Below are 23,841 nucleotides of genomic sequence, written 5' to 3'. Positions count from 1 at the left end.
AATCTATGCGAATCAATGCCACCATTGCATACCCTGTAATGTGGCAGTCGCGATAACGATATAACGCAGTGTTTTGCCGACAGCGAGAAACAGCATCGCGGGTAGCCAGGCGAAACGTAACCAGCCTGCCAGAACGCAGAGCAGATCACCTATCACTGGCAGCCAGCTGAATAACAGTGCTGCAGGTCCCAGTCGGTGCAACCACGTCATTGCTGTGTCATGCCATCGCCCCTGACGTTTTAACGGCAGCAAGCGACCAATAAGAATGTTGGTTAAGCCGCCCAAGGTGTTTCCCAGTGATGCGGCCAAAAGCAACCCGTAAACTGATGTCTTTTTTGCTATCAATAGTGCTATCAGCAGTGCTTCAGAACTTCCCGGCAGGAGCGTTGCACTTAAAAAGCTGCTGCCGAACATTGAGGCATAGGTAAGAACGTCACTCACAGTAAGCGGACATCCACCACAGCCATACCTGCCGCCTTCGCTGCCTGAATACCAAAGTCCGCATCCTCAAACACCACACAGCGTGCCGGCGTCACACCCATCAGCTCAGCGCAGCGTAAGAAGGTTTCAGGCTCAGGTTTATGACGCTGTACGTCGTCAGCACCAACGACTGCAGAGAAGAGCTCACGCACGCCCAGCTGCGTCAGTAACGCCTCTGCCATACTGTGTTCGCTTCCGGTACCCACCGCCATCGGACGACGCCCGTAGTACGCTTTCACCACCTCCATTAAAGGCAGTGGCTTCACGTTTTCCAGCAGCATCGCTTTCACGGCAGCGGTTTTTTCTGCGGCAAGAAGATGAGGGTCGAGTGACGACTGATTGGATTCAATGATGAACTGCGACAGCCGCCAGGTTGGTGCGCCATTGAAGTCGATAATACGAGCTTCATCCAGCGTTAATCCATAACGCGCCAGTACCTGACGCCACGCTTTTCGATGTGTCGGCTCAGTATCAAGAATCGTGCCGTCCATATCGAAAATCAGGGCGTCATATTGATCGTACATTGTCACTCCGGACATCCACCAAATGAGACATTACTTTAGCCTAATGTGGACAGGTTGTCGCCAGGGGGGATGAACAGCAAATGCTTTGAAAGCATTAGCAATTTTTGTTTTCAGATAAAGGTGATCGTGCGCGGCCAGTGATAACAGTACGAATTTTAAGCGAATTTTTAACATTCTTTTGGCTGACAGGCGGCGGCGGACGGGCGTGGGCAGCAAAACAGAAGGCGTTGATGCGGGAAACAGGCGTTTCGGATCGCTTAAGTCAGGATGATGAATCAATGGGGCAGATTAAACAGGAAAAGAGGGCGTGTGAAGCCAGAGGGAAACTGCAGAGGTTTTTCAGGATACTCACTCAGCGTTTGCTGTACGGGCGGTTACGGAAGTAACGCTAGCGTGTTTAGTGAGGTCTTAGCGATCATCGCGCCATGATACTTTGAGGGATTTTAAGACTGGATTTTGAGACTAAAGAAGAAGATGGTGCATCCAGGAGGATGACTCAGCTTGCGCTTCGCCCTGCGGGCCGTTGCTGATGCAACGTTATCCCCCTTCGTGCGGCCGGAACGCTTATTGCGTCATGTCACACTGAGGAACTGCCAACATTCGAGAAGATGGTGCATCCAGGAGGATTCGAACCTCCGACCGCTCGGTTCGTAGCCGAGTACTCTATCCAGCTGAGCTATGGATGCATTGGGGTCTATCTTTGGGGGTCACACTTTTTTATGGACTTTCGGAAACCAACCTGAGGATGTTACAAAGAATGGTGCATCCAGGAGGATTACTTAGCTTGCGCTTCGCCCTATGGGCCGTTGCTGATGCAACGTTATCCTCCTTAGTGCGGCCTGAACGATAATCACGTCATGACACACTGAGGCACTGTCCATATTCGGGAAGAATATGGTGCATCCAGGAGGATTCGAACCTCCGACCGCTCGGTTCGTAGCCGAGTACTCTATCCAGCTGAGCTATGGATGCATAAATCAAATTCTTGTACAACGCAGGGTGCTAACTACTCACCATGAAAGGAATTGCTAATTCGCTTTGTTTCGATGGTGCATCCAGGAGGATTACTCAGCTTGCGCTTCGCCCTGCGGGCCGTTGCTAAAGCAACGTTATCCTCCTTAGTGCGGCCTGAACGCTAATGCGTCATGTCACACCGAGGCACTTTCCCATATTCGAAAATATGGTGCATCCAGGAGGATTCGAACCTCCGACCGCTCGGTTCGTAGCCGAGTACTCTATCCAGCTGAGCTATGGATGCATCGAAAATGGCGGTGAGGGAGGGATTCGAACCCTCGATACAGCTTTTGACCGTATACTCCCTTAGCAGGGGAGCGCCTTCAGCCTCTCGGCCACCTCACCTTACGCTTTCTTTCGAACTGTGCGTCTGAACGTTGTTTCTGCTCATCGGCACTGCGTGGCGCACATATTACTTTCCCGGACTTTTAAGTCAAACAATTTTTCCGAAACTTTGTTTGATTGCGCAAATCACACACAATTGGGACAAAATGGCGACAAAAAGAGTGAATTATCAACAATGAAAGGTGATGTCGTTAACGAAACCGGGAAGAGAAAGCAGAAAAGAAAAAGCAGGATTTTTAACAAAGCGGTAGCGCCTCGCACTTGTGCGAGACGCTGAATCCGTTAAACGCTGGTTTGTTGCGTTTTTTCAGCCTGGATGCGTTGATAGATCTCTTCGCGATGCACAGACACTTCTTTCGGCGCGTTAACCCCTATACGAACCTGGTTACCCTTAACACCCAGCACCGTTACAGTTACCTCATCACCGATCATGAGGGTTTCACCAACTCGACGAGTTAGAATAAGCATTCTTTGCTCCTTGAAAGATTAAAAGAGTCGGGCTTGTACAGGCTCCCGGCATTATCCATCATTTAACGCTGCACAATGTGTATGAGAAATACACCAATGCACATCGATGCGCCAATACATTCTGCTGATAGTTAGTTTAGCCGAAATACACTACATCAACCTGACTTTGTCATTTGCTGCTTTAGCATCGTATTAAAAAGCGCCGGAACAACCGTTCTGACGCTTTTTACGATGCCTTGTTTTAATTCACTTACAGACGGCTGCTGACCCAGTCCTCAACCCCTGCTAATGCGCCTTTCAGAGCACCCGCATCGTTACCACCAGCTTGTGCCATATCAGGACGGCCACCGCCCTTCCCGCCAACCTGCTGAGCCAGACCGGCAATCAACTCACCCGCTTTAACACGGCCAGTCAGATCTTTGGTCACACCCGCAATCAGCGACACCTTACCTTCAGTAACCGTTGCCAGCACAATAATCGCCGACCCCAGCTGATTCTTAAGATCATCAACCATGGTACGCAACATTTTAGGTTCAACATTGTTGAGCTCACTGACCAGCAGTTTCACTCCCTTAACGTCGATGGCATTGCTGCTCAGTGAAGCGCTCTCCTGCGCGGCTTGCTGATCGCGCAGTTGCTGCAACTCTTTCTCCAGAGCCCGCACATGATCAACCAGACCACGTACTTTCTCGTTCAGGTTGCTGCTGTTCGCTTTGACCAGCTGCGCAAGATCCTGCAGCTGGCTGCTCTGCGCATTGACCTGCGCCAGCGCCCCTTCACCGGTAATGGCTTCGATACGACGGATGCCTGCCGCCGTTCCTGACTCAGCCTGAATACGGAACAGGCCGATATCACCCGTGCGCGCAGCATGAGTCCCCCCGCACAGCTCAACAGAGAAATCACCCATGGTCAGAACGCGTACGCGCTGATCATATTTCTCGCCAAACAGTGCCATCGCACCCTTAGACTTTGCCGCATCCAGATCCATCACTTCAGTTTCAACCGGCAGGTTGCGACGAATCTGCGCATTGACGATATCTTCGACCTGACGAATCTCCTGAGGTTTCATCGCTTCGAAATGCGAAAAATCGAAACGCAGGTATTTGTCGTTAACCAGCGAGCCTTTCTGCGCCACATGCTCACCTAAAACCTGACGCAATGCGGCATGCAATAAGTGGGTCGCGGAGTGGTTAAGACGGATGCGTGCACGGCGTGCCGCATCAACCTGGGCCTCAAGACGATCTCCGATACGCAACTGCCCTGCGGTCAGCTTACCGACATGACCGATTGCCTGACCATATTTTTGTGTATCCTGGACGCTAAATTCAGCATTCTTCCCTTTCAGAAGACCGGTATCGCCTACCTGACCACCGGATTCGCCATAGAATGGCGTTTCATCCAGCACGACTACAGCATCCTGACCGGCGGTCACTTCATCAACCGCCTCGCCCGCAACGTAGAGCGCTTTCACCGTGGCGGCCAGATCAAGCTGGTCGTAGCCTTTGAAGGAGGAGGCGGCATCAATGCGGATAACGTTGCTGTAGTCAGCGCCGAAGCCACTTGCTTCACGTGCACGCTGACGCTGCTGTTCCATCGCCTGCTCAAAGCCCGCTTCATCAATTTTCAGGTTGCGTTCGCGGCAGACGTCAGCCGTTAAATCAGCCGGGAAGCCAAAGGTATCGTAAAGACGGAAGACGATTTCGCCATCCAGCGTGTCGCCCTGCAGTTTTTCCAGCTCTTCGTCCAGTAGCGCCAGTCCGCGCTCCAGCGTTCTGGCAAACTGATCCTCTTCGCTTTTCAGCACCTGCTCAACCTGAGCCTGCTGACGCTGTAACTCTTCGCCCGCAGCCCCCATAACCTCAACCAGTGGCGCAACCAGCTTATAGAAGAAAGCCTCTTTGGCGCCCAGCATATTGCCATGACGTACGGCACGACGAATGATACGACGCAGCACGTAGCCACGGTTCTCATTCGACGGAATCACGCCATCGGCAATCAGGAAAGCACAGGAGCGGATATGGTCGGCAATCACGCGCAGCGATTTATTACTCAGATCGGTCGCGCCGGTAACCTGTGCCACAGCCTGAATCAGTTTCTGGAACAGGTCGATTTCATAGTTGGAGTTAACGTGTTGCAGAACGGCAGAAATACGCTCAAGGCCCATTCCGGTATCAACCGACGGTTTTGGCAGCGGCAGCATAGTGCCATCAGCCTGACGATTGAACTGCATAAAGACGATGTTCCAGATCTCAATATAACGGTCACCATCTTCTTCCGGGCTGCCTGGCGGGCCACCCCAGATGTGATCGCCATGATCGTAGAAAATTTCACTGCACGGACCACAAGGACCGGTATCGCCCATCTGCCAGAAATTATCTGACGCGTACGCGCTGCCCTTGTTGTCGCCGATGCGGATAATGCGCTCGCGTGGCACGCCGATTTCGTCCGCCCAGATATTGTAGGCTTCATCATCGGTTTCATAGACCGTCACCCACAGACGCTCTTTCGGCAGGCTGAACCACTGCTCGCTCGTCAGCAGTTCCCAGGCAAAACCAATCGCCTCTTTCTTGAAGTAGTCACCAAAGCTGAAGTTACCCAGCATTTCAAAGAAGGTGTGGTGACGTGCGGTGTAGCCGACGTTTTCAAGATCGTTGTGTTTGCCGCCTGCGCGTACGCAGCGCTGTGACGTGGTCGCACGTGTATAATCACGTTTGTCCTGACCGAGGAACACATCTTTAAACTGGTTCATCCCGGCGTTAGTAAACAACAACGTTGGATCGTTATTCGGTACGAGGGAGCTGCTGGTTACAACCTCATGTCCCTTGCTATGAAAAAAGTCGAGAAACGCTTGACGGATCTCAGCAGTGCTCTTGCTCATATATGTCCTGGAATCACGCTAACGAACGTTCCCTCTGATCGGCGCGGCCACATTCTCGTGGTGCCTGATTAGCGGAACAAAAAGTGGGAATAAGATAAATTTTCTTCGGTGGGAAGTAAAATTACATCGGCTTTTAGTCATCAAAATTTCTGAAAATGGACTGGATATCGTCGGTCTGAAAGCCCTTTGACTGCAGATAGCGTAGTACTTTCGCTTTCTCTTTCCACTCTGTAGGCAGCGGATGTCCGAATTTTCTTTCAGCCAACTGAGCCGCGCAGGCCGCCCAGTCGACTTCAGTCTCTTCCATCGCAATATCAATGGCTTCACGATCGATGCCTTTCTGGGCCAGTTCAAGCCGTACGCGCTGCGACCCAAAACCTTTACGGCTTCGGCTCTGAATAAACCGATCGGTAAAACGCTCGTCGTTTAACCAGCCGCTTTCCTGACACCAGTCCAGTACCTGCTCCAGCAGCGCTTCAGTAATAATTTCAGGCTCTTTTTTCTGCGCCCATGCGGCACGCTGAGCTGACTGTTGTAGCTTACGGGATAACTCTGCACGGCTGTGGTCGCGCTGACCCAAAATGCGCATCGCACGGTCAAGCAGACGAGAATAAGAGACAACATTGGGTTGGGGCTGAGAGGATTCAGTCATACTGCGCACCTTCTACAAACAGAGGGAGATTATGGCGACAGAACAGGACAGAGGGAAGGCAGGAAAGGTATGAGGGGGATAAAACAGCGGGAGAGGCTTTTGCCCCTCCCGCATCATAAATCAGAAGTCTTCGTTTGCTTCACTTGCCGCGTCTTCTTTCTCAGCAGCTTTGTCGGCTGCTGCGAGTTTCTCATCTGCGCCGTTGAGCAACATCTCACGCAACTTCAGATCAATTTCGTTTGCCACAGCAGCATTCTCTTTCAGGAAGTTGCCGGCATTCGATTTACCCTGACCAATCTTGTCGCCATTGTAACTGTACCATGCACCCGCTTTTTCAATAAGCTTGTGCTTAACGCCCAGGTCGACCAGCTCACCAAAGGTGTTGATACCTTCGCCGTACATGATCTGGAATTCAGCCTGTTTAAATGGCGCGGCGATTTTGTTTTTCACTACCTTAACGCGGGTCTCACTACCCACCACGTTATCGCCCTCTTTGATGGCACCGATACGACGGATATCAAGACGGACAGACGCATAGAACTTCAGCGCGTTACCACCGGTAGTGGTTTCCGGGTTACCAAACATCACACCAATTTTCATACGGATCTGGTTGATGAAGATCAGCAGCGTATTGGACTGCTTCAGGTTACCAGCCAGTTTACGCATCGCCTGGCTCATCATACGTGCCGCGAGGCCCATATGTGAGTCACCGATTTCACCTTCAATTTCCGCTTTCGGCGTCAGCGCCGCAACGGAGTCGACGATGATGACATCAACAGCACCAGAACGCGCCAGCGCATCACAGATTTCCAGCGCCTGCTCACCGGTGTCGGGCTGAGAACAGAGCAGGTTTTCGATATCTACGCCCAGTTTTTTGGCGTAAACCGGATCAAGCGCATGCTCAGCATCGATAAAGGCACAGGTTTTGCCTTTACGCTGTGCAGATGCGATAACCTGCAGGGTCAGCGTGGTTTTACCGGAAGACTCTGGTCCGTAGATCTCAACGATACGTCCCATTGGCAGACCGCCTGCACCTAATGCGATATCCAGCGAGAGCGAACCGGTAGAGATGGTTTCCACATCCATTGAGCGGTCTTCACCCAAGCGCATGATGGAGCCTTTACCAAATTGTTTCTCAATCTGGCCCAGCGCGGCAGCTAAAGCCTTCTGTTTGTTTTCATCAATCGCCATTTCAACTCCTAATCAAGCCGGGTAAACACGCACTCAGGGTGCCTGCACTCTTTCTGTTGCCGACAATTATACTGTATAGTCATACAGTATCAAGTTTAATTTGTCAGAAATTCGCCATACAGTTTCTGCAGGGCCCATGCCACCGACTGGCGGCGGACGGCATCACGACCGCCGCTAAAATGCTGTTGAAAAGTCAATACGTTATCCTGCGGCCCGGCAAAGCCAAACCACACCGTGCCGACCGGTTTTTCTTCACTGCCGCCATCCGGACCGGCAATGCCGCTTACGGAGATCGCGTAGTCAGCATGGGCCGCCTTACGGGCACCCAGCGCCATCTCACGTACCACCGCATCACTCACCGCGCCATACTGCGCCAGCGAGTCTGTCTGCACATTGACCAGTTGCTGTTTAGCCTCATTACTGTAGGTGACAAAACCGCGTTCGAACCAGGCGGAACTGCCGCTGATATCGGTAAAGACTTTGGCAATCCAGCCGCCGGTACAGGATTCCGCACAGGTTACGGTAGCATTACGCTGCTTCAGCTTCTCACCTATCTGCGCGCTTAACGCCTGCAATTGCTGATCGTCCATTGCAACTCTCCCTTTGGTCGTAGGTTGAAGGTGGTGCAGAAAAACCACTTTTTCAAGGGCTCTTATCATTATTGCCCTGATTTTGCGGCATGCTTTCCAGCGCCATCACCTTTTTTCACTGCAACCATAAAAAGTCGCGGAAAGGCGAGCAGAATCTGACCATCGGCCTGAGCCGGATAAGCAGTAAGTAAGCGCTGATGATAATCAGACAGAAAAGCCGACTGTTCAGATTCATTCAGCATAGCCAGGAAAGGCCTCAGGCCGGTCGCCTGCAACCAGCTGATAATCGCCTGTGCATCGGCCATCACGTGATAATAGGTGGTCCGCCAGATATCTACCTCACAGCCAGCCTCGGTCAGCAGATTGTAGTACTCGCCCGTAGAAAGCAGCTGTGTACGTTCAGCGACACTGGCATTAATGAGTGACGACCAGCGATCTCCAGCCGCCACCTCGCGCATCAGATGGTGCGACGGCTCATTGAGGTTATCAGGCATCTGTATCGCCAGCACGCCATCGGGTTCAAGCTGGCTGACCAGATGAGGAAACAGCGTGGCGTGATTATCCAGCCATTGCAGAGATGCGTTCGCATAAATCACTTGCTGCGGCGTATCCGCCTGCCATGTACGGATATCTGCCTGGACGAAACGGCAGTGCGGCAGACGTTCACGGGCCTGAGTTAGCATCGTCGCTGAACTGTCTAGTCCTGTGATCTGCGCCAGCGGCCAGGCATCGGCGAGCAGCTCGGTGCTGTTGCCGGGTCCGCAGCCCAGATCCGTCACCTGCTCAACCTGTTCCAGGCTGATCCGAGCCAGCAGTTCGCGGGCTGGACGGGTTCGTTCCGCTTCAAATTTGCGATACAGCACGGGATCCCACTCTTTCATCATCACCTCTCGCTCAGTTGTAAGAAGTATTCGCTTACTGAGACGGATGAAAGGCGAAAAAGTGCGACTCGTTGCTCATTTTTGCATCACGCGCTGGCAGAGACTGGCTGGATCCATTAAGTTAAAACACTGTTTCATTTTTAACATTTACTTCAGGAGACAGCTATGCGTGAAAAATCGGCCTTTGCCGGTGTCTGGTGCCCTACCGTCACCCCTTTCAGTGCGCAGGGCGGCCTTGATATCGACGCGCTCGGGCGACACTTCTCCCGCCTCAATGACTCCGGTATTGACACCCTGCTGGTGATGGGCAGCATTGGCGAGTTTGCCTCACTGACGCAGCAGGAGCGTTTACAGCTGATTCAGGAAGCCAGACCCTTGTCACCACTAAAAATGGTAGCGAACATCTCAGCAACCTGTATCCCGGACATGCTGACACTGGCCGAAGCCGCCTGGAAAAATGACTTTGACGCGGTGATGGTGCTGCCGCCCTACTACTACGGACAGACGCAACGGCAGCTGTTGCACTACTTCGAAGCGCTTGATGCGCAGCTGGGTGGCAAATGGTTTGCCTACAACTTCCCGGCTCGCACCGGCTGCGATCTGACGCCAACGCTGATTGCCGCTCTGGCGGCAAAGCTGCCCAACTTTGTCGGTATCAAAGATACGGTGGATTGCCTGTCGCATAACCGGGCAATGATTGAGGAGACCCGCAAGGTACGCAGTGATTTTGCCGTGCTGTCAGGATATGACGAATACCTGCTTCCCAATCTGCTGGTGGGGGGGGCCGGGGTGATTTCAGGCCTGAATAATATTGTGCCGGAGTACTTCGCCGGAATGATGAACGCGTGGCGGACAGGCAATCTTCCTGAGCTGACGCGTCTGCAGCAGCAGATTGGTCGGCTGATGGCGATTTACAGTATCGGGGATGATTTTGTGACAACGATTAAAACGGCTGTAGCGCGTCGCTATGACTCAATGAGCAGTAATTCGCGTAATTACGGTGGTGCTCTGAACGCGGAACAGTGCGCCGCAATCGATCGGCTGTTCAGCTAAAAGAAAGGCGGGCGCATCCCTGCGCCCCGGATCTCAGTTCTTTTTTACAAACTCAGATTTTAATTTCATCGGGCCAAAACCGTCGATTTTACAGTCGATGTTGTGGTCCCCTTCAACCAGGCGAATGCTTTTCACTTTGGTGCCGATCTTCAACGATGAGGAACTGCCCTTCACCTTGAGATCTTTGATCACCGTGACGCTGTCGCCATCTGCCAGCAGATTGCCGTTGGCATCACGCACTTCCAGCGATCCGTTGCTGCTGTCCCCCTCTCCTTCGGTCCAGATATGGCCGCAGGAGGGGCAGTTGAGATTATCACCATCTTGCCAGGTGTAATCGGCGTGACAAGCTGGGCAGGCAGGTAAAGACATAACGACTCCAGAGGTATCAGTGGCTGTATGGCCTGAAAAAGGGCGTCATCATATAACCTTACAGTTAACAAGGATAGCCTTTATAACAGGCCGCCCTGCCGTGCCTTGCTCACCGCCTCACCCAGTTGCCATACCGCCATCGCATAATGAGTACTGTGGTTGTAGCGGGTAATGACATCGAAATTGGGTAAGCCGTACCAGTACTGGTAGCTGGTGCCTAAGTCGAGGCGCAGCAGACTGACCTGATTGTTACCGTCCAGCGAACCCTGAGGTGACAGGCCTGACGCCGCCAGCATGCTCACGCTGTAACGGGTTTTGAAGCCATCTTCCAGCATCGGTGCCTGACCGCTTGCCGGGACCGCCACATTTTCACCGCTGCGCCAGCCGTGTTTCTGGAAGTAGTGCGCCACGCTGCCGATCGCATCCACCGGATCCCACAGGTTTGCATGGCCGTCGCCGTTGAAATCAACCGCGTAATCATTGTAAGAGGAAGGCATAAACTGACCATAGCCCATCGCCCCGGCGAAAGAGCCTTTCAGCGCCAGCGGATCATCCTGCTCTTTACGCGACATCAGCAGGAAGGTTTCCAGCTCGCTGCTGAAGTACGCGGCACGGCGCGGATAGTTAAACGATAAGGTTGCAAGCGCATCCAGAATCCGCGTTTTCCCCATTACGCGACCCCAGCGGGTTTCCACGCCAATGATGCCGACAATGATTTCCGGCGGCACGCCATAGACCTGCTGCGCGCGTTGCAGCGCATCCTGATACTGGTTCCAGAACGCCACGCCGTTTTGCACGTTATCCGGCGTAATGAACTTGTTGCGATAGCGGATCCAGGCACCGTTAGGTCCCGGTGCAGGCGTATAGCTCGGTGCCTGACGATCCATCAGCCGCAGCACGTAATCAAGTCGCTTAGCCTGACCGATGATGTTGTGCAGCTGCTCACGGTCGAAGTCATGCTTCTCAACCATCTTATCGATAAACTGCTCTGCGGCCGGATTACCGGCAAAGTCGCCGAACATCGCCTGCCCGCTGTGCGACGGCTGCAGTAAGAAACCGCCCTGTGGCGCAGCCAGCATCTTCTGCTGGGAAGGAACGTCAGGTTTGCTGCTGCAGGAGGCCAGAAGCGGGATGAACGCAAGGAGGGCTAACTTGAGACGCATCGGTTATCCATAAACGAAGGGTAAATTCAGATGCGGTAATAGTAGTCGTTCAGCGCGTTGACATACAGTCCGGAATCTTAAAAAAACGTCAACGCAGCCGTGGGTTAACATGGCTGCGGGGCGGTATCTCCCCCCACAGCCTTTCCGGGATTAGCGGCGGTTTCTCACCAGCTGATAACGGCGGGTCAGATATTCAACTGGTGCGCTCCAGATATGCACCAGACGACAGAACGGGAACAGCAGGAACAGCGTCATGCCCAGTACCATGTGCACGCGATAGATAAACGCGACGCCCTCAAGATGTTGCGACGCACCACCGTGGAAGGTCACCACCGCCTGTGCCCAGCCCACCAGCTTCATCATCTCACTGCCGTCCAAATGCTGAGCAGAGAACGGAATGGTCAGAAGACCCAGCGTGGCCTGAGCCACCAGCAACGTCAGGATCAGAATGTCGCCGACGCTGCTGGTCGCCCGCACTCGTGGATTGGTCAGACGGCGCTTCAGCAGCAGCGCCCCACCCGCCAGCGTCATCGCACCGAACAGGCCACCGGCAATCATCGCCAGCTTCTGCTTCACGTCGATCGGCAGGAAGGATTCATACATCCAGTGCGGGGTCAGCATCCCGACGATATGACCGAAGAAGATACCGATGATGCCGATGTGGAAAAGGTTAGAGGCAAGCCGCATTCCTTTTTTGTCCAGCATCTGACTGGAACCGGCCCGCCAGCTGTACTGCCCGTAGTCATAGCGCAGCCAGCTCCCAACCAGAAAAACCGTCCCGGCCAGGTAAGGGTAAATATCGAAGAAGAAAGTGTTAATAAAATTCATGCTGATTCTCCTGTGGTGCGCGCCGTCACCGCGGCGATATCCAGATACTGCGGCGCGACCGCATCGGCGAAGCGACGCTGATGCCTCGCCTGCTGCGCTGAGGCACAGCCCTGTTCGCCGAGAAATTTAATCTGCTCCTCTTCCCAGACCGCATCGAGTGCTGCCGGGGTATCATCACGCGCTTCCTGCGCCACCTGGGGCTTGAGGGCCGCAGGATCGACTGCGCTGCCGGACAGCGTCAGTAACACGGTGAACAGGTCAGCATAAGGACTCTGTCGCTCTTCCAGACGCGCGGCCAGCAAGGCCAGAATTGGCACGATGTCCTCCAGCCCCTGACGCGCGGCCTCATCGCTTTTGCAGGCGAGATATTCCAGGTAGAGCGGCAGATAATCGGGCAACTCTTTGCTGTCCAGTTCCAGACCGTCAGCCCGGTACTGTTCCAGCAGATCAACCATCGCCTGACCGCGATCGCGCGACTCACCGTGCACATGTTCAAACAGCAGCAGCGAGGTGGCGCGGCCGCGATCAAACAGTTCGCAGTAGTCAGCCTGCACATCCAGCATGGGCCGGGTGCAGAGCTGATTGATGAAGCGTACCAGCCGTGCGCTCTGTTGCAGGTTGAGTTCGCTGGCCTCTTCCAGCGCCGCGATCAGGTCGGGATAGTGGGTAAACAGCGCCTCATCCGGGTAGTCCAGCAGACGCGACACAACACGCAGCGTGATCATGAGGCATCCTCCGGACGGCTGGTTTTCCTGCTGACGTCAATGGCATCAATACGGCGGCTGTTGAACAGGTTAAATTTGCTGTCGCTGCCGTGGCAGCCATCGCCAAAGCTGAAGCCACAGCCTTTGCTTTCCGGGAAGGCTTCACGCGCCAGTTCACGATGGCTGGAAGGCACCACAAAGCGATCTTCATAGTTAGCGATCGCCAGATAACGGTACATCTCCTGCGCCTGCGCTTCGGTCAGACCGACCTGCTCCAGCGCCCGGACATCATGCTCACCGTCCACGCTTTCTGCGCGCTTGTAATGGCGCATCGCCAGCATGCGTTTCAGTGCCAGCAGCACCGGCGCGGTGTCGCCTGCGGTCAGCAGGTTCGCCAGGTACTCAACCGGAATGCGCAGGCTTTCCACATCCGGCAGCACGCCGGTATGCGCCAGCGCCCCGCCATCCACCGCCGACTGAATCGGTGATAATGGCGGCACATACCAGACCATCGGCAGCGTGCGGTATTCAGGATGAAGCGGCAGCGCCAGCTTCCATTCCATCGCCATTTTGTAGACCGGAGAGCGTTGCGCGGCGTCGATCACGCTCTGCGCAACGCCATCTTTCAGTGCCTGGGCGATCACGGCCGGATCGTGGGGATCAAGGAAGATATCCAGCTGGCTCTGATAGAGATCTTTCTCGTTTTCCGCTGCGGCCGCCTGTTCAATGCGGTCAGCGTCATAGAGCAGCACGCCGAGATAGCGGATACGGCCGACACAGGTTTCCGAGCAGACGGTGGGCTGGCCCGCTTCAATACGTGGATAACAGAAAATGCATTTTTCCGATTTGCCGCTTTTCCAGTTGAAGTAGATCTTCTTGTACGGACAGCCGGTCAGGCACATCCGCCAGCCGCGACATTTATCCTGGTCGATCAGCACAATGCCATCTTCGCCGCGCTTGTAGATCGCGCCGCTGGGGCAGGTCGCCACGCACGCCGGGTTGAGGCAGTGCTCACACAGGCGCGGCAGATACATCATGAAGGTATGCTCAAACTGGCCGTAGATCTCCTTCTGGATATTATCGAAGTTCTTATCCTGCGAGCGCTTGGCAAATTCGCCGCCAAGGATCTCTTCCCAGTTCGGGCCGTTTTCGATCTTTTTCATCCGCTCACCGGTGATCAGTGAGCGCGGACGTGCGATCGGCTGATGTTTACCGGCAGGCGCGTTGTGCAGATGCTGATAATCGAAATCGAACGGCTCGTAGTAATCATCCAGTGCAGGCACATCCGGGTTAGCGAAGATCTTCGACAGCAGGCCGACGCGACTGCCCATGCGCGGCTCCAGCTTGCCGTTGATCTTACGGATCCAGCCACCCTTCCATTTCTGCTGATTTTCCCAGGCGTGCGGATAGCCGACGCCAGGTTTGCTTTCGACGTTATTGAACCAGGCGTATTCCATGCCCTCGCGACTGGTCCAGACGTTTTTACAGGTCACCGAACAGGTGTGGCAGCCGATACATTTGTCGAGATTCAGCACCATGCCGACCTGTGAACGAATTTTCATGGTTTTACCTCCTGCTGGCTGCCCTGGCAGGCATCGTTGCCTTCCCCATCTAACCAGTTAATGTTGTTCATTTTTCTGACCACCACGAACTCATCGCGGTTAGAGCCGACGGTGCCGTAGTAGTTAAAGCCCCAGGAGAGCTGGGCATAACCGCCGATCATATGGGTCGGTTTCGGGCAGGTTCGCGTCACGGAGTTATGGATGCCGCCGCGCTGGCTGGTGATCTCCGAACCGGGGATATTCACGATGCGTTCCTGAGCGTGATACATCATGGTCATACCGGCCGGGATACGCTGGCTCACCACCGCACGCGCGGTCAGTGCACCGTTGGCGTTGAACGCCTCGATCCAGTCGTTATCCACAATGCCCAGCTCGCGGGCGTCATCTTCACTCATCCAGACAATCGGGCCGCCGCGTGATAGCGTCAGCATCAGCAGGTTGTCGCTGTAGGTGGAGTGAATGCCCCATTTCTGATGTGGCGTCAGGAAGTTCAGCGCCTTCTCCGGGTTACCGTTGGGTTTGCTGTTCAGCAACGGCTTCGCCGCACGGGTATCAATTGGCGGACGATAAACCATCAGGCTCTCACCGAAGGCGCGCATCCACTCATGGTCCTGATAGAGCTGCTGCCGACCGCTCAGGGTACGCCACGGGATCAGCTCATGAACGTTGGTGTAGCAGGCGTTGTAGGAGACATGTTCATCTTCCAGACCTGACCAGGTCGGACTGGAGATAATTTTGCGCGGCTGTGCCTGGATATCGCGGAAGCGGATCTTCTCATCTTCTTTGTTCAGTGCCAGATGCGTGTGGTCACGACCGGTAATCGCCCCCAGCGCCTGCCAGGCTTTCACCGCCACCTGACCATTGGTTTCTGGTGCCAGTGCCAGGATCACTTCTGCTGCATCGATCGCCGTGTCAATATTTGGCCGCCCCGCTGCCGGACCATCGGCTTTGACATAGTTAAGCAGCTTGAGGAAATCGACCTCTTTGCTGGTGTTCCAGCTGATGCCTTTGCCGCCGTTACCCAGGGTATCCAGCAACGGTCCCAGCGAGGTAAAGCGTTCCCAGATCGCCGGATAGTCGCGCTCTACCACCATAATGTGTGGCGCGGTTTTGCCCGGAATCAGGTCGCACTCGCCTTTTTTCCAGTCTTTAGTCTCGAACGGCTGCGCCAGTTCGGCCGGTGAGTCATGCAACACCGGCAGCGTCACCACATCCGTTTCAACACCTAAATGGCCAGGGCAGAGATCGGAGAAGGCTTTCGCGATGCCTTTATAAATCTCCCAGTCGCTTTTTGAATCCCAGGCCGGGTCGACGGCCGCCGACAGCGGATGAATAAACGGATGCATATCCGAGGTATTCATATCGTCTTTTTCATACCAGGTGGCGGTTGGCAGTACGACATCGGAGTAGAGACAGGTGCTCGACATACGGAAGTCGAGTGTGACCACCAGATCCAGCTTGCCTTCGGCACCCTGATCCAGCCATTCCACTTCTTCCGGCTTCACGCGGCCCTGCTGACCTAAATCTTTACCCTGAATGCCGTTTTCGGTGCCCAGCAGGTACTTGAGCATGTACTCATGCCCTTTACCTGAGGAGCCGAGCAGGTTAGAGCGCCAGACAAACAGGTTACGCGGGAAGTTCTGCGGGTCGTCCGGCTGTTCAGCGGCAAACCGCATGGTGCCCTGCTTCAGGCTTTCCACGGTGTAATCCAGCGGGGACTGACCGGCGGCTTTCGCCTGCGCCGCGATGTGCAGCGGGTTGACGTTAAGCTGCGGTGCGGAAGGCAGCCAGCCCATGCGTTCGGCACGCACGTTGAGGTCGATCAGGCTGCCGCTGTAGCGACTTTTATCCGCCAGCGGTGACAGCAGTTCGCTGGTAGCCAGGGTTTCATAGCGCCACTGACTGGAGTGGTTGTAGAAGAAAGAGGTGCTGTTCATCTGACGCGGCGGACGCTGCCAGTCGAGGCCAAAGGCCAGCGGGGTCCAGCCAGTCTGTGGACGGAGTTTCTCCTGACCGACATAGTGCGCCCAGCCCCCGCCGCTCTGACCGACGCAGCCGCAGAAAATCAGCATGTTCATCAGGCCGCGGTAGTTCATGTCCATGTGGTACCAGTGGTTCATACCGGCACCGACGATAATCATTGAACGGCCACGGGTTTTCTCGGCGTTTTCGGCAAACTCACGGGCAATGCGGATGATGTTCTGCCGGGAAACACTCGTAATCTGCTCTGCCCAGGCCGGACTGTAGGCTTTAATTTCGTCGTAGCTTTGCGCGCAGTTAGTATCATCAAGGCCGCGATCCAGACCGTAGTTCGCCAGCGTCAGATCGTAGACGCTGGTGACCAGCGCTTCACTGCCATCCGCCAGTTTCAGGCGTTTCACCGGCAGCTTGTGCAGCAGAATCTCATCCAGCGCGACGCTGTTAAAATGCTCGCTGGTGATGCCGCCAAAGTAAGGGAAACCGACTTCAACGACCTCATCGTGGCTGCCGAGCAGGCTGAGTTGCAGCTCCACTTCTTTTTGTGACAGGCCGTCGCGCTGCTCCAGGTTCCATTTCCCTTTTTCGCCCCAGCGGAAGCCGATAGAGCCCTGCGGCGCAATCAATTCACCGGTCGCCTGATCCAGCGCCACGGTTTTCCACTCCGGGTTATTCTCCTGACCCAGACCATCCACCAGATCGCTGGCGCGTAGCTGACGGCCTGCGGCGTAGTAGCCACCCTCGCGTGGCTCCAGCATGACCAGCATCGGCATATCGGTGTAGCGGCGCACATAGTCGCGGAAATAACCGACTTCGCGATCAAGATGAAACTCTTTCAGCATCACATGGCCCATCGCCAGCGCCATCGCGCTGTCGGTGCCCTGCTTCGGACTCAGCCACTGGTCGCACAGCTTCGCGACTTCTGCATAGTCCGGGGTGATTGCCACGGTTTTTGTCCCTTTATAGCGGACTTCCGTAAAGAAGTGCGCATCCGGGGTACGGGTCTGCGGCACGTTGGAGCCCCAGGCAATAATGTAAGAGGAGTTGTACCAGTCGGCCGATTCCGGCACGTCGGTCTGCTCGCCCCAGGTCATCGGTGACGCAGGCGGCAGATCGCAATACCAGTCATAGAAGCTCAGGCAGGTTCCGCCGATCAGTGACAGATAACGAGCGCCGGCAGCGTAAGAGACCATCGACATCGCCGGAATCGGCGAGAATCCCATAATTCGGTCAGGGCCGTAGGTCTTCGCGGTGCAGATGTTCGCAGCAGCGATCATCTCGTTCACTTCCTGCCAGCTGGAACGCACAAAGCCGCCGCGTCCGCGCGCCTGCTTGTAGCTTTTCGCTTTCTCTGGATTGCTGATAATGGATGCCCAGGCCTCCACCGGATCGCTGTGCTGCGCCTTCGCGTCGCGCCACAGCTGAATCAGCTTCTTACGCATCAGCGGATATTTCAGGCGGTTAGCGCTGTAGAGATACCAGGAGTAGCTGGCTCCACGTGGGCAACCACGCGGCTCATGGTTAGGCAGATCGGGACGCGTACGCGGATAGTCGGTCTGCTGGGTCTCCCAGGTGACCAATCCATTTTTGACGTAGATTTTCCAGCTGCAGGAGCCGGTACAGTTAACACCGTGGGTAGAGCGTACGACTTTATCGTGCTGCCAGCGGCTGCGATAACCATCTTCCCAGTCGCGGTTACTGTTTAAAGTCTGCCCATGCTGGCCGGAAAAGGGCTCAGCCAGCTGTTTGAAATAACGAAATCGATCAAGAAACTTGCTCATCCGGAATACTCCTGAAGGCCTGGTATGACATTGCTGACTCTGCATCTGTCGCGATACAGAAAGTAAAATGGTGCCGGTGCGCCACACCGGCTTTGTCGTTATCAGGCGCGGGCTTTTCGTCCGTAAACCAGCCCGGTCACGGCGATGCAGCAGAGATAGAAGACCAGGAAGATTTTCATCGCGCCAGCAGGTGAACCTGTCATGGCAAGCGACAGGCCAAAGGTCTGTGGAATAAAGAAGCCGCCCAGTGCACCAATGGCGGAGATAAAGCCCAGCGCAGCCGAGGTTTCAGTTGCCGCTTCACGCTGCGCATGCGCATCGTCACCACCTTCAGCTTTGATACGTTCCAGCGTCAGCTTGCGGAAGATCACCGCAATCATCTGGTAGGTGGAGCCACTGCCCAGACCGGCGGTCAGAAACAGGCCCATAAACACGGCGAAGAAGGCAATGAACGAGCCATCATGTCCATCTCCCGGCAGTGTGAGGAACAACAGTGCGGCAAACAGCGCCATCAGGATGTAGTTAACCAGCGTGACGCGGGTACCGCCGAGGCGGTCAGAAACGATGCCGCCTGCTGAACGGGCCAGCGCACCAATTAACGGGCCGAAAAAGGCGTAATGCATGATCACAACATCTGGAAACTGCGTTTTCGTCAGCATGGCGAAACCAGCAGAAAATCCGATAAAGGAACCGAAGGTCGCCAGATAGAGCAGTGCCATAATCCACAAATGTGGACGTTTCAGCACCGGCAACTGCTCACGCAGCGAGGATTTCGCCGCCGCGAGATCGTTCATGCCGAACCAGGCTGCGAGCGTGCCGATCGCCAGGAAAGGCACCCAGATCCAGGACGCATTTTCCAGCCAGATGCTGTCGCCGGTGACGGTGGTTTGACCCACATCGGCAAAGCCAAAAATGGCACAGGAGATTGCCAGCGGTGCGACAAACTGCATCACGCTGACGCCAAGATTACCAAGGCCGCCGTTGATACCCAGCGCGCCCCCCTGATGGGCTTTAGGGAAGAAGAAGCTGATGTTGCCCATGCTCGAAGCAAAGTTAGCGCCACCAAATCCGCACAGCAGGGAGATCACCATAAATGTGGCGAATGAGGTCTGGCTGTCCTGTACCGCAAAGCCGAGCCACAGGCAGGGGATAATCAGGATGCCGGTGCTGAAAGCAGTCCAGCGGCGACCACCAAAGATGGGAATAACAAAAGAGTAAGGCACACGCAGCAGCGCGCCGGACACAGACGGCAGCGCGGTCAGCAAAAAGAGCTGCTCCGTAGTGAAGTTAAAGCCGACTTTATTCAGATTCACCGCGACGGTGCTGAACAGCATCCAGACGCAGAAGCCCAGCAGCAGGCAAAAAACAGAAATCCACAGGTTACGGCTGGCGATACGCTTGCCGCGCGTCTGCCAGAACGCCTCATTTTCAGGTTGCCAGTCCTGGATTAACGCGCCGCGCGTCGGGGTTTGCAATGGGGCAGATTGGGTCATAAATCTCTCATCAGCAGAATAATAATTGTGCATATCCTGCGCATCCGGCCTGGTGGCTTGCTTGATACAAATCAACGGCAATGCAGGTTACAAAGGCGTGGCAATCTCAGCTCATCCCGGTTAAGTAGTTAACTGAATGCAGATAACCCTTATAAATCATGCGGTTTAATTGCAGCTGCGAACATCTTCAGCAAAAGGGCATCTGAATGGAAATAAAGGAGTAGTCCTTTGGGGGTATATAGCGACCCCGCTTCACCGGTAAGATAGGCACCTCCGCCCGTACAGGGCTGGCGTATAGGACAGGAAAGATTGTGACGGCAGAGAAATTTACGCTCTTATTAATCGATGATCATCCTATGCTGCGCAACGGTCTGAAGCAGCTGATTGCGCTGGATGAACGACTGCAGGTAGTGGCCGAGGCGGGTAACGGCATTGATGGTCTGGCGCTGGCACAACAGCACGATCCCGACCTGATCCTGCTGGATCTTAATATGCCGGGTCTGAGCGGGCTGGATACCCTCACCCAACTGCGCCAAATCGCCCTTTCTGGCCGGGTGGTGGTGTTCAGCGTTTCCGATAATGAAGAGGATGTGGTCAGCGCGCTGAAGCGCGGTGCGGATGGTTATCTGCTGAAAGATATGGAACCCGAAGCCTTGCTGAAAGCGCTGCATCAGGCGGCCGCCGGGCAGATCGTACTGAGCGAAGCGTTAACCCCAATTCTGGTTGCGCGGTTGCGCAATTCACAGCCTGCGCAGACGCGCGATATCAGCCAGCTGACCCGACGTGAACGCGACATCCTGCAACTGATCAGCGATGGAATGACCAACAAAGCGATTGCCCGCAAACTGGCTATCAGTGAAAGCACGGTCAAGGTTCACGTCAAATATCTGCTGAAAAAAATGAACCTCAAATCCCGCCTTGAAGCCGCCGTCTGGGCGCTGCAGAACGGGCTGCACTGAGTATTTTCCTTCTGCTGTGCGCTGTAGCGCCGCCCCTTCCGCCATAAACTGACGCAGAAATCGCGAGCCGTCTCGCAGCACCACGCCAGCATCATGAAAAACGCCACTTTTCTGTCGCCAGCCGTCGCCACATTTGCCAGGATGCCTGTCAGGTTACACCCGGTCAGGATCAGGGCGATTATCAGGCTGGCATATGCCCTGCCCTATTCGTTATCATCTGGTTATCCTGCGCGCCGACGCGAATCCTTTCGGTTTCATGGGCGTTGACCGCCAGAAATTTACCGCATTAAAGATGAGTTAAAACCTTATGCAAGAGCCAACCGAAAAGGACTTTCCTTCCCATACGCCCATGATGCAGCAGTACCTGCGCCTCAAGGCTGAGCATCCTGATATTCTGCTGTTTTACCGTATGGGTGACTTCTACGAGCTGTTTTATGACGACGCAAAACGCGCCTCACAGCTGCTGGAGATTTCACTCACCAAACGCGGCGCGTCCGCGGGCGAACCGATCCCGATGGCAGGTGTGCCCTATCATGCGGTTGAAGGCTATCTGGCTAAGCTGGTTCAGCTGGGCGAATCGGTTGCCATCTGCGAGCAGATAGGCGATCCGGCGCTGAGCAAAGGACCGGTCGAGCGCAAAGTGGTGCGCATTGTAACACCCGGCACCATCAGTGATGAGGCGCTATTGCAGGAGCGGCATGACAATCTGCTGGCGGCGATTGTGCAAAGTCCGCGCGGTTTTGGCTACGCCACGCTGGATATCAGCTCAGGCCGTTTTCGATTAAGCGAACCGGCTGATGCCGAAACCATGGCGGCAGAGCTACAGCGCACCAATCCTGCTGAGCTGCTCTACCCTGAAGATTTTCAGGCGATGTCGCTGATCGATCAGCGTCGTGGCCTGCGCCGTCGTCCGCTGTGGGAGTTTGAAATTGACACCGCGCGCCAGCAGCTGAATCTGCAGTTCGGCACCCGCGACCTCAATGGCTTCGGCGTAGAGAACGCGCACCTCGGACTGAGTGCGGCGGGCTGCCTGTTGCAATATGTCAAAGATACCCAGCGCACCACGCTGCCCCACATCCGCTCGCTGAGCATGGAGCGGCAGCAGGACAGCATCATCATGGATGCCGCCACCCGCCGCAATCTGGAGATTACCCAGAACCTGGCTGGCGGTACTGACAACACCTTAGCGGCTGTGCTGGATAAAACCGTCACCCCGATGGGCAGCCGGATGCTGAAGCGCTGGTTGCATATGCCGCTGCGTGATGTGCGCATCATTAACCAGCGTCAGGAGTCGATTGCTGAACTGCAGAATCTCAGCGACGTGCTGCAGCCGGTGCTGCGTCAGGTCGGCGATCTGGAGCGTATCCTGGCGCGTCTCGCACTGCGCACCGCGCGTCCGCGCGACCTGGCCCGCATGCGTCATGCGTTTCAACAACTGCCGGAACTCAACCAACTGCTGGCCGACGTTAAAGCGCCACAGCTACAGAAGCTGCGCACGCAGATGGGCGAATTCAGCGCGTTACGTGAGCTGCTGGAACAGGCGGTGATTGAGTCACCGCCGGTGCTGATTCGCGACGGCGGGGTGATTGCGCCAGGCTACAACGCGGAGCTGGATGAGTGGCGCGCGCTGGCCGATGGCGCTACCGACTACCTTGACCGGCTGGAGATCCGTGAACGCGAGAAGCTGGGACTGGATACGCTGAAGGTCGGCTTTAACGGTGTGCATGGTTATTACATCCAGGTGAGTCGGGGACAGAGTCATCAGGTTCCGATGCACTATGTCCGTCGTCAGACGCTGAAAAACGCTGAGCGCTACATCATCCCGGAACTGAAAGAGTACGAAGATAAAGTTCTCACCTCGAAGGGTAAAGCCCTGTCGCTGGAGAAGAGCCTGTATGAGGCGCTGTTCGATCAGTTGCTGCCGCACCTTGAAGCGCTACAGCTGAGTGCCGCCGCGCTGGCCGAACTGGACGTGTTGAGCAACCTGGCAGAACGTGCCTGGACCCTGAACTATTGCCGTCCTGTGCTGCAGGATAAAGCCGGCATTAAAATCAGTGGCGGTCGCCATCCGGTGGTTGAACAGGTCCTGAAAGAGCCGTTTATTGCTAACCCGCTGTCACTGGCACCCCAGCGCAGAATGCTGATTATTACCGGTCCTAACATGGGTGGTAAAAGTACCTATATGCGACAGGCGGCACTGATTGCGCTGATGGCATGGATTGGCAGTTTCGTTCCTGCCGATGAGACGCTGATTGGACCACTGGATCGCATCTTTACCCGCGTCGGTGCCGCTGACGATCTCGCCTCCGGGCGCTCGACCTTTATGGTTGAGATGACCGAAACCGCAAACATCCTGCATAACGCCACTGAAAACAGTCTGGTGCTAATGGATGAGATTGGACGCGGCACCTCGACCTACGACGGTTTATCGCTGGCCTGGGCATGCGCCGAAAACCTGGCGAACCGCATCAAGGCGATGACGCTGTTTGCCACCCACTACTTTGAGCTGACAACATTGCCGGAAAAAATGGAAGGCGTGGTCAACGTCCATCTGGATGCGGTTGAGCATGGCGACACTATTGCCTTTATGCACAGCGTTCAGGAAGGTGCAGCGAGCAAGAGTTATGGTCTGGCCGTAGCCGCGCTGGCCGGCGTGCCTAAAGAGGTGATCAAGCGAGCGCGCAACAAGCTGAAAGAGCTGGAAACCGTTTCAAATCACTCGGCATCATCAACGGTAGATGGTTCTCAGCTGCCGCTGCTGGTTGAAGAGACCTCGCCAGCGGTGGAGGCGCTTGAGGCGCTGGATCCGGATACGCTGACACCGCGTCAGGCGCTCGACTGGATTTACCGGCTTAAATCACTGGTGTGATAGCACGCCGCATCGTGTGAACGCACGGTGCGGCGCTGGCACACTTCTGTAAATCACTTT

At 55.1% G+C, this 23,841-nt stretch carries 18 protein-coding genes and 4 tRNA genes; 3 read left to right on the top strand and 19 right to left on the bottom strand.

The window, feature by feature from the left end; all coding sequences use genetic code 11:
• Nucleotides 1–12: 12 nt before the first annotated feature.
• The 12 genes from K6R05_RS04365 to tam all read right to left on the bottom strand — a co-directional run bounded on the left by K6R05_RS04365 (nt 13) and on the right by tam (nt 9,023).
• Entirely contained in the window at nt 13–441 is a 429-nt protein-coding gene (locus tag K6R05_RS04365; protein WP_010248498.1) for a YqaA family protein, read from the bottom strand.
• Nucleotides 438–1,004 (bottom strand): fructose-1-phosphate/6-phosphogluconate phosphatase, encoded by a 567-nt coding sequence (gene yqaB / locus K6R05_RS04360; RefSeq protein ID WP_161732748.1) that lies wholly within the window; start codon nt 1,002–1,004, stop codon nt 438–440. The genes K6R05_RS04365 and yqaB overlap by 4 nt, the downstream gene beginning before the upstream one ends.
• A 609-nt stretch (nt 1,005–1,613) precedes the next feature.
• Nucleotides 1,614–1,690 (bottom strand) — tRNA-Arg (locus K6R05_RS04355).
• A gap of 209 nt (nt 1,691–1,899) precedes the next feature.
• A tRNA-Arg gene (locus tag K6R05_RS04350) sits at nt 1,900–1,976 on the bottom strand.
• A 209-nt stretch (nt 1,977–2,185) separates the two neighbouring features.
• Nucleotides 2,186–2,262 (bottom strand) — tRNA-Arg (locus K6R05_RS04345).
• A gap of 8 nt (nt 2,263–2,270) precedes the next feature.
• Nucleotides 2,271–2,363: transfer RNA gene (locus tag K6R05_RS04340), tRNA-Ser, on the bottom strand.
• A 282-nt stretch (nt 2,364–2,645) separates the two neighbouring features.
• Nucleotides 2,646–2,831, bottom strand: a complete 186-nt coding sequence (gene csrA, locus K6R05_RS04335; RefSeq protein WP_008927091.1) for a carbon storage regulator CsrA — start codon at nt 2,829–2,831, stop codon at nt 2,646–2,648.
• Nucleotides 2,832–3,081: 250 nt separating this feature from the next.
• Nucleotides 3,082–5,709 carry an alanine--tRNA ligase gene (gene alaS, locus K6R05_RS04330; protein ID WP_222925062.1) on the bottom strand — a complete coding sequence of 876 codons (2,628 nt, stop codon included), beginning with the start codon at nt 5,707–5,709 and terminating at the stop codon, nt 3,082–3,084.
• Nucleotides 5,710–5,842: 133 nt separating this feature from the next.
• Entirely contained in the window at nt 5,843–6,361 is a 519-nt protein-coding gene (locus tag K6R05_RS04325) for a regulatory protein RecX (RefSeq protein WP_150014588.1), read from the bottom strand.
• Nucleotides 6,362–6,481: 120 nt separating this feature from the next.
• Complete coding sequence (gene recA / locus K6R05_RS04320; RefSeq protein ID WP_161732752.1) at nt 6,482–7,552, bottom strand: recombinase RecA; 1,071 nt, start codon at nt 7,550–7,552, stop codon at nt 6,482–6,484.
• A 95-nt stretch (nt 7,553–7,647) separates the two neighbouring features.
• Complete coding sequence (pncC, locus tag K6R05_RS04315; protein WP_161732754.1) at nt 7,648–8,142, bottom strand: nicotinamide-nucleotide amidase; 495 nt, start codon at nt 8,140–8,142, stop codon at nt 7,648–7,650.
• A 68-nt stretch (nt 8,143–8,210) separates the two neighbouring features.
• Nucleotides 8,211–9,023, bottom strand: a complete 813-nt coding sequence (tam, locus tag K6R05_RS04310; protein WP_222925454.1) for a trans-aconitate 2-methyltransferase — start codon at nt 9,021–9,023, stop codon at nt 8,211–8,213.
• 165 nt (nt 9,024–9,188) lie between these two features.
• Between tam and K6R05_RS04305 the strand changes: the two genes are divergently transcribed.
• A complete protein-coding gene (locus tag K6R05_RS04305) occupies nt 9,189–10,076 on the top strand; it encodes a dihydrodipicolinate synthase family protein (protein WP_222925061.1) in 888 nt (295 codons plus the stop codon).
• Nucleotides 10,077–10,109: 33 nt separating this feature from the next.
• On the opposite strand, the gene K6R05_RS04300 is transcribed toward K6R05_RS04305, so the two are convergent.
• The 7 genes from K6R05_RS04300 to K6R05_RS04270 all read right to left on the bottom strand — a co-directional run bounded on the left by K6R05_RS04300 (nt 10,110) and on the right by K6R05_RS04270 (nt 19,953).
• Nucleotides 10,110–10,445 carry a zinc ribbon domain-containing protein YjdM gene (locus K6R05_RS04300; protein WP_222925060.1) on the bottom strand — a complete coding sequence of 112 codons (336 nt, stop codon included), beginning with the start codon at nt 10,443–10,445 and terminating at the stop codon, nt 10,110–10,112.
• Between the two features lie 80 nt (nt 10,446–10,525).
• Nucleotides 10,526–11,608 carry a lytic murein transglycosylase B gene (mltB, locus tag K6R05_RS04295; RefSeq protein ID WP_222925059.1) on the bottom strand — a complete coding sequence of 361 codons (1,083 nt, stop codon included), beginning with the start codon at nt 11,606–11,608 and terminating at the stop codon, nt 10,526–10,528.
• A gap of 150 nt (nt 11,609–11,758) precedes the next feature.
• Nucleotides 11,759–12,436 (bottom strand): respiratory nitrate reductase subunit gamma, encoded by a 678-nt coding sequence (gene narI / locus K6R05_RS04290; RefSeq protein ID WP_222925058.1) that lies wholly within the window; start codon nt 12,434–12,436, stop codon nt 11,759–11,761.
• A complete protein-coding gene (gene narJ / locus K6R05_RS04285) occupies nt 12,433–13,161 on the bottom strand; it encodes a nitrate reductase molybdenum cofactor assembly chaperone (protein WP_222925057.1) in 729 nt (242 codons plus the stop codon). The genes narI and narJ overlap by 4 nt, the downstream gene beginning before the upstream one ends.
• Complete coding sequence (gene narH, locus K6R05_RS04280) at nt 13,158–14,702, bottom strand: nitrate reductase subunit beta (RefSeq protein WP_222925056.1); 1,545 nt, start codon at nt 14,700–14,702, stop codon at nt 13,158–13,160. Before narH ends, narJ begins: the two co-directional genes overlap by 4 nt.
• Complete coding sequence (locus K6R05_RS04275; RefSeq protein ID WP_222925055.1) at nt 14,699–18,460, bottom strand: nitrate reductase subunit alpha; 3,762 nt, start codon at nt 18,458–18,460, stop codon at nt 14,699–14,701. The genes narH and K6R05_RS04275 overlap by 4 nt, the downstream gene beginning before the upstream one ends.
• Before the next feature lie 101 nt (nt 18,461–18,561).
• Nucleotides 18,562–19,953 carry a NarK family nitrate/nitrite MFS transporter gene (locus tag K6R05_RS04270; RefSeq protein WP_222925054.1) on the bottom strand — a complete coding sequence of 464 codons (1,392 nt, stop codon included), beginning with the start codon at nt 19,951–19,953 and terminating at the stop codon, nt 18,562–18,564.
• Between the two features lie 356 nt (nt 19,954–20,309).
• Here K6R05_RS04270 and narL point away from each other — a divergent pair, with 356 nt between their 5' ends.
• Both narL and mutS read left to right on the top strand, forming a co-directional pair.
• On the top strand, nt 20,310–20,912 hold the full coding sequence (gene narL, locus K6R05_RS04265; protein ID WP_262390914.1) for a two-component system response regulator NarL: 603 nt from the start codon (nt 20,310–20,312) through the stop codon (nt 20,910–20,912).
• 307 nt (nt 20,913–21,219) lie between these two features.
• Nucleotides 21,220–23,781, top strand: a complete 2,562-nt coding sequence (gene mutS, locus K6R05_RS04260; RefSeq protein ID WP_161732774.1) for a DNA mismatch repair protein MutS — start codon at nt 21,220–21,222, stop codon at nt 23,779–23,781.
• Nucleotides 23,782–23,841: the final 60 nt, after the last annotated feature.

The sequence above is a fragment of the Pantoea alfalfae genome, from assembly GCF_019880205.1.
Taxonomy (GTDB): domain Bacteria; phylum Pseudomonadota; class Gammaproteobacteria; order Enterobacterales; family Enterobacteriaceae; genus Pantoea; species Pantoea alfalfae.
Note: the sequence above shows the minus strand (reverse complement) of the source record. Positions and strands in the feature narration are given on the sequence as shown.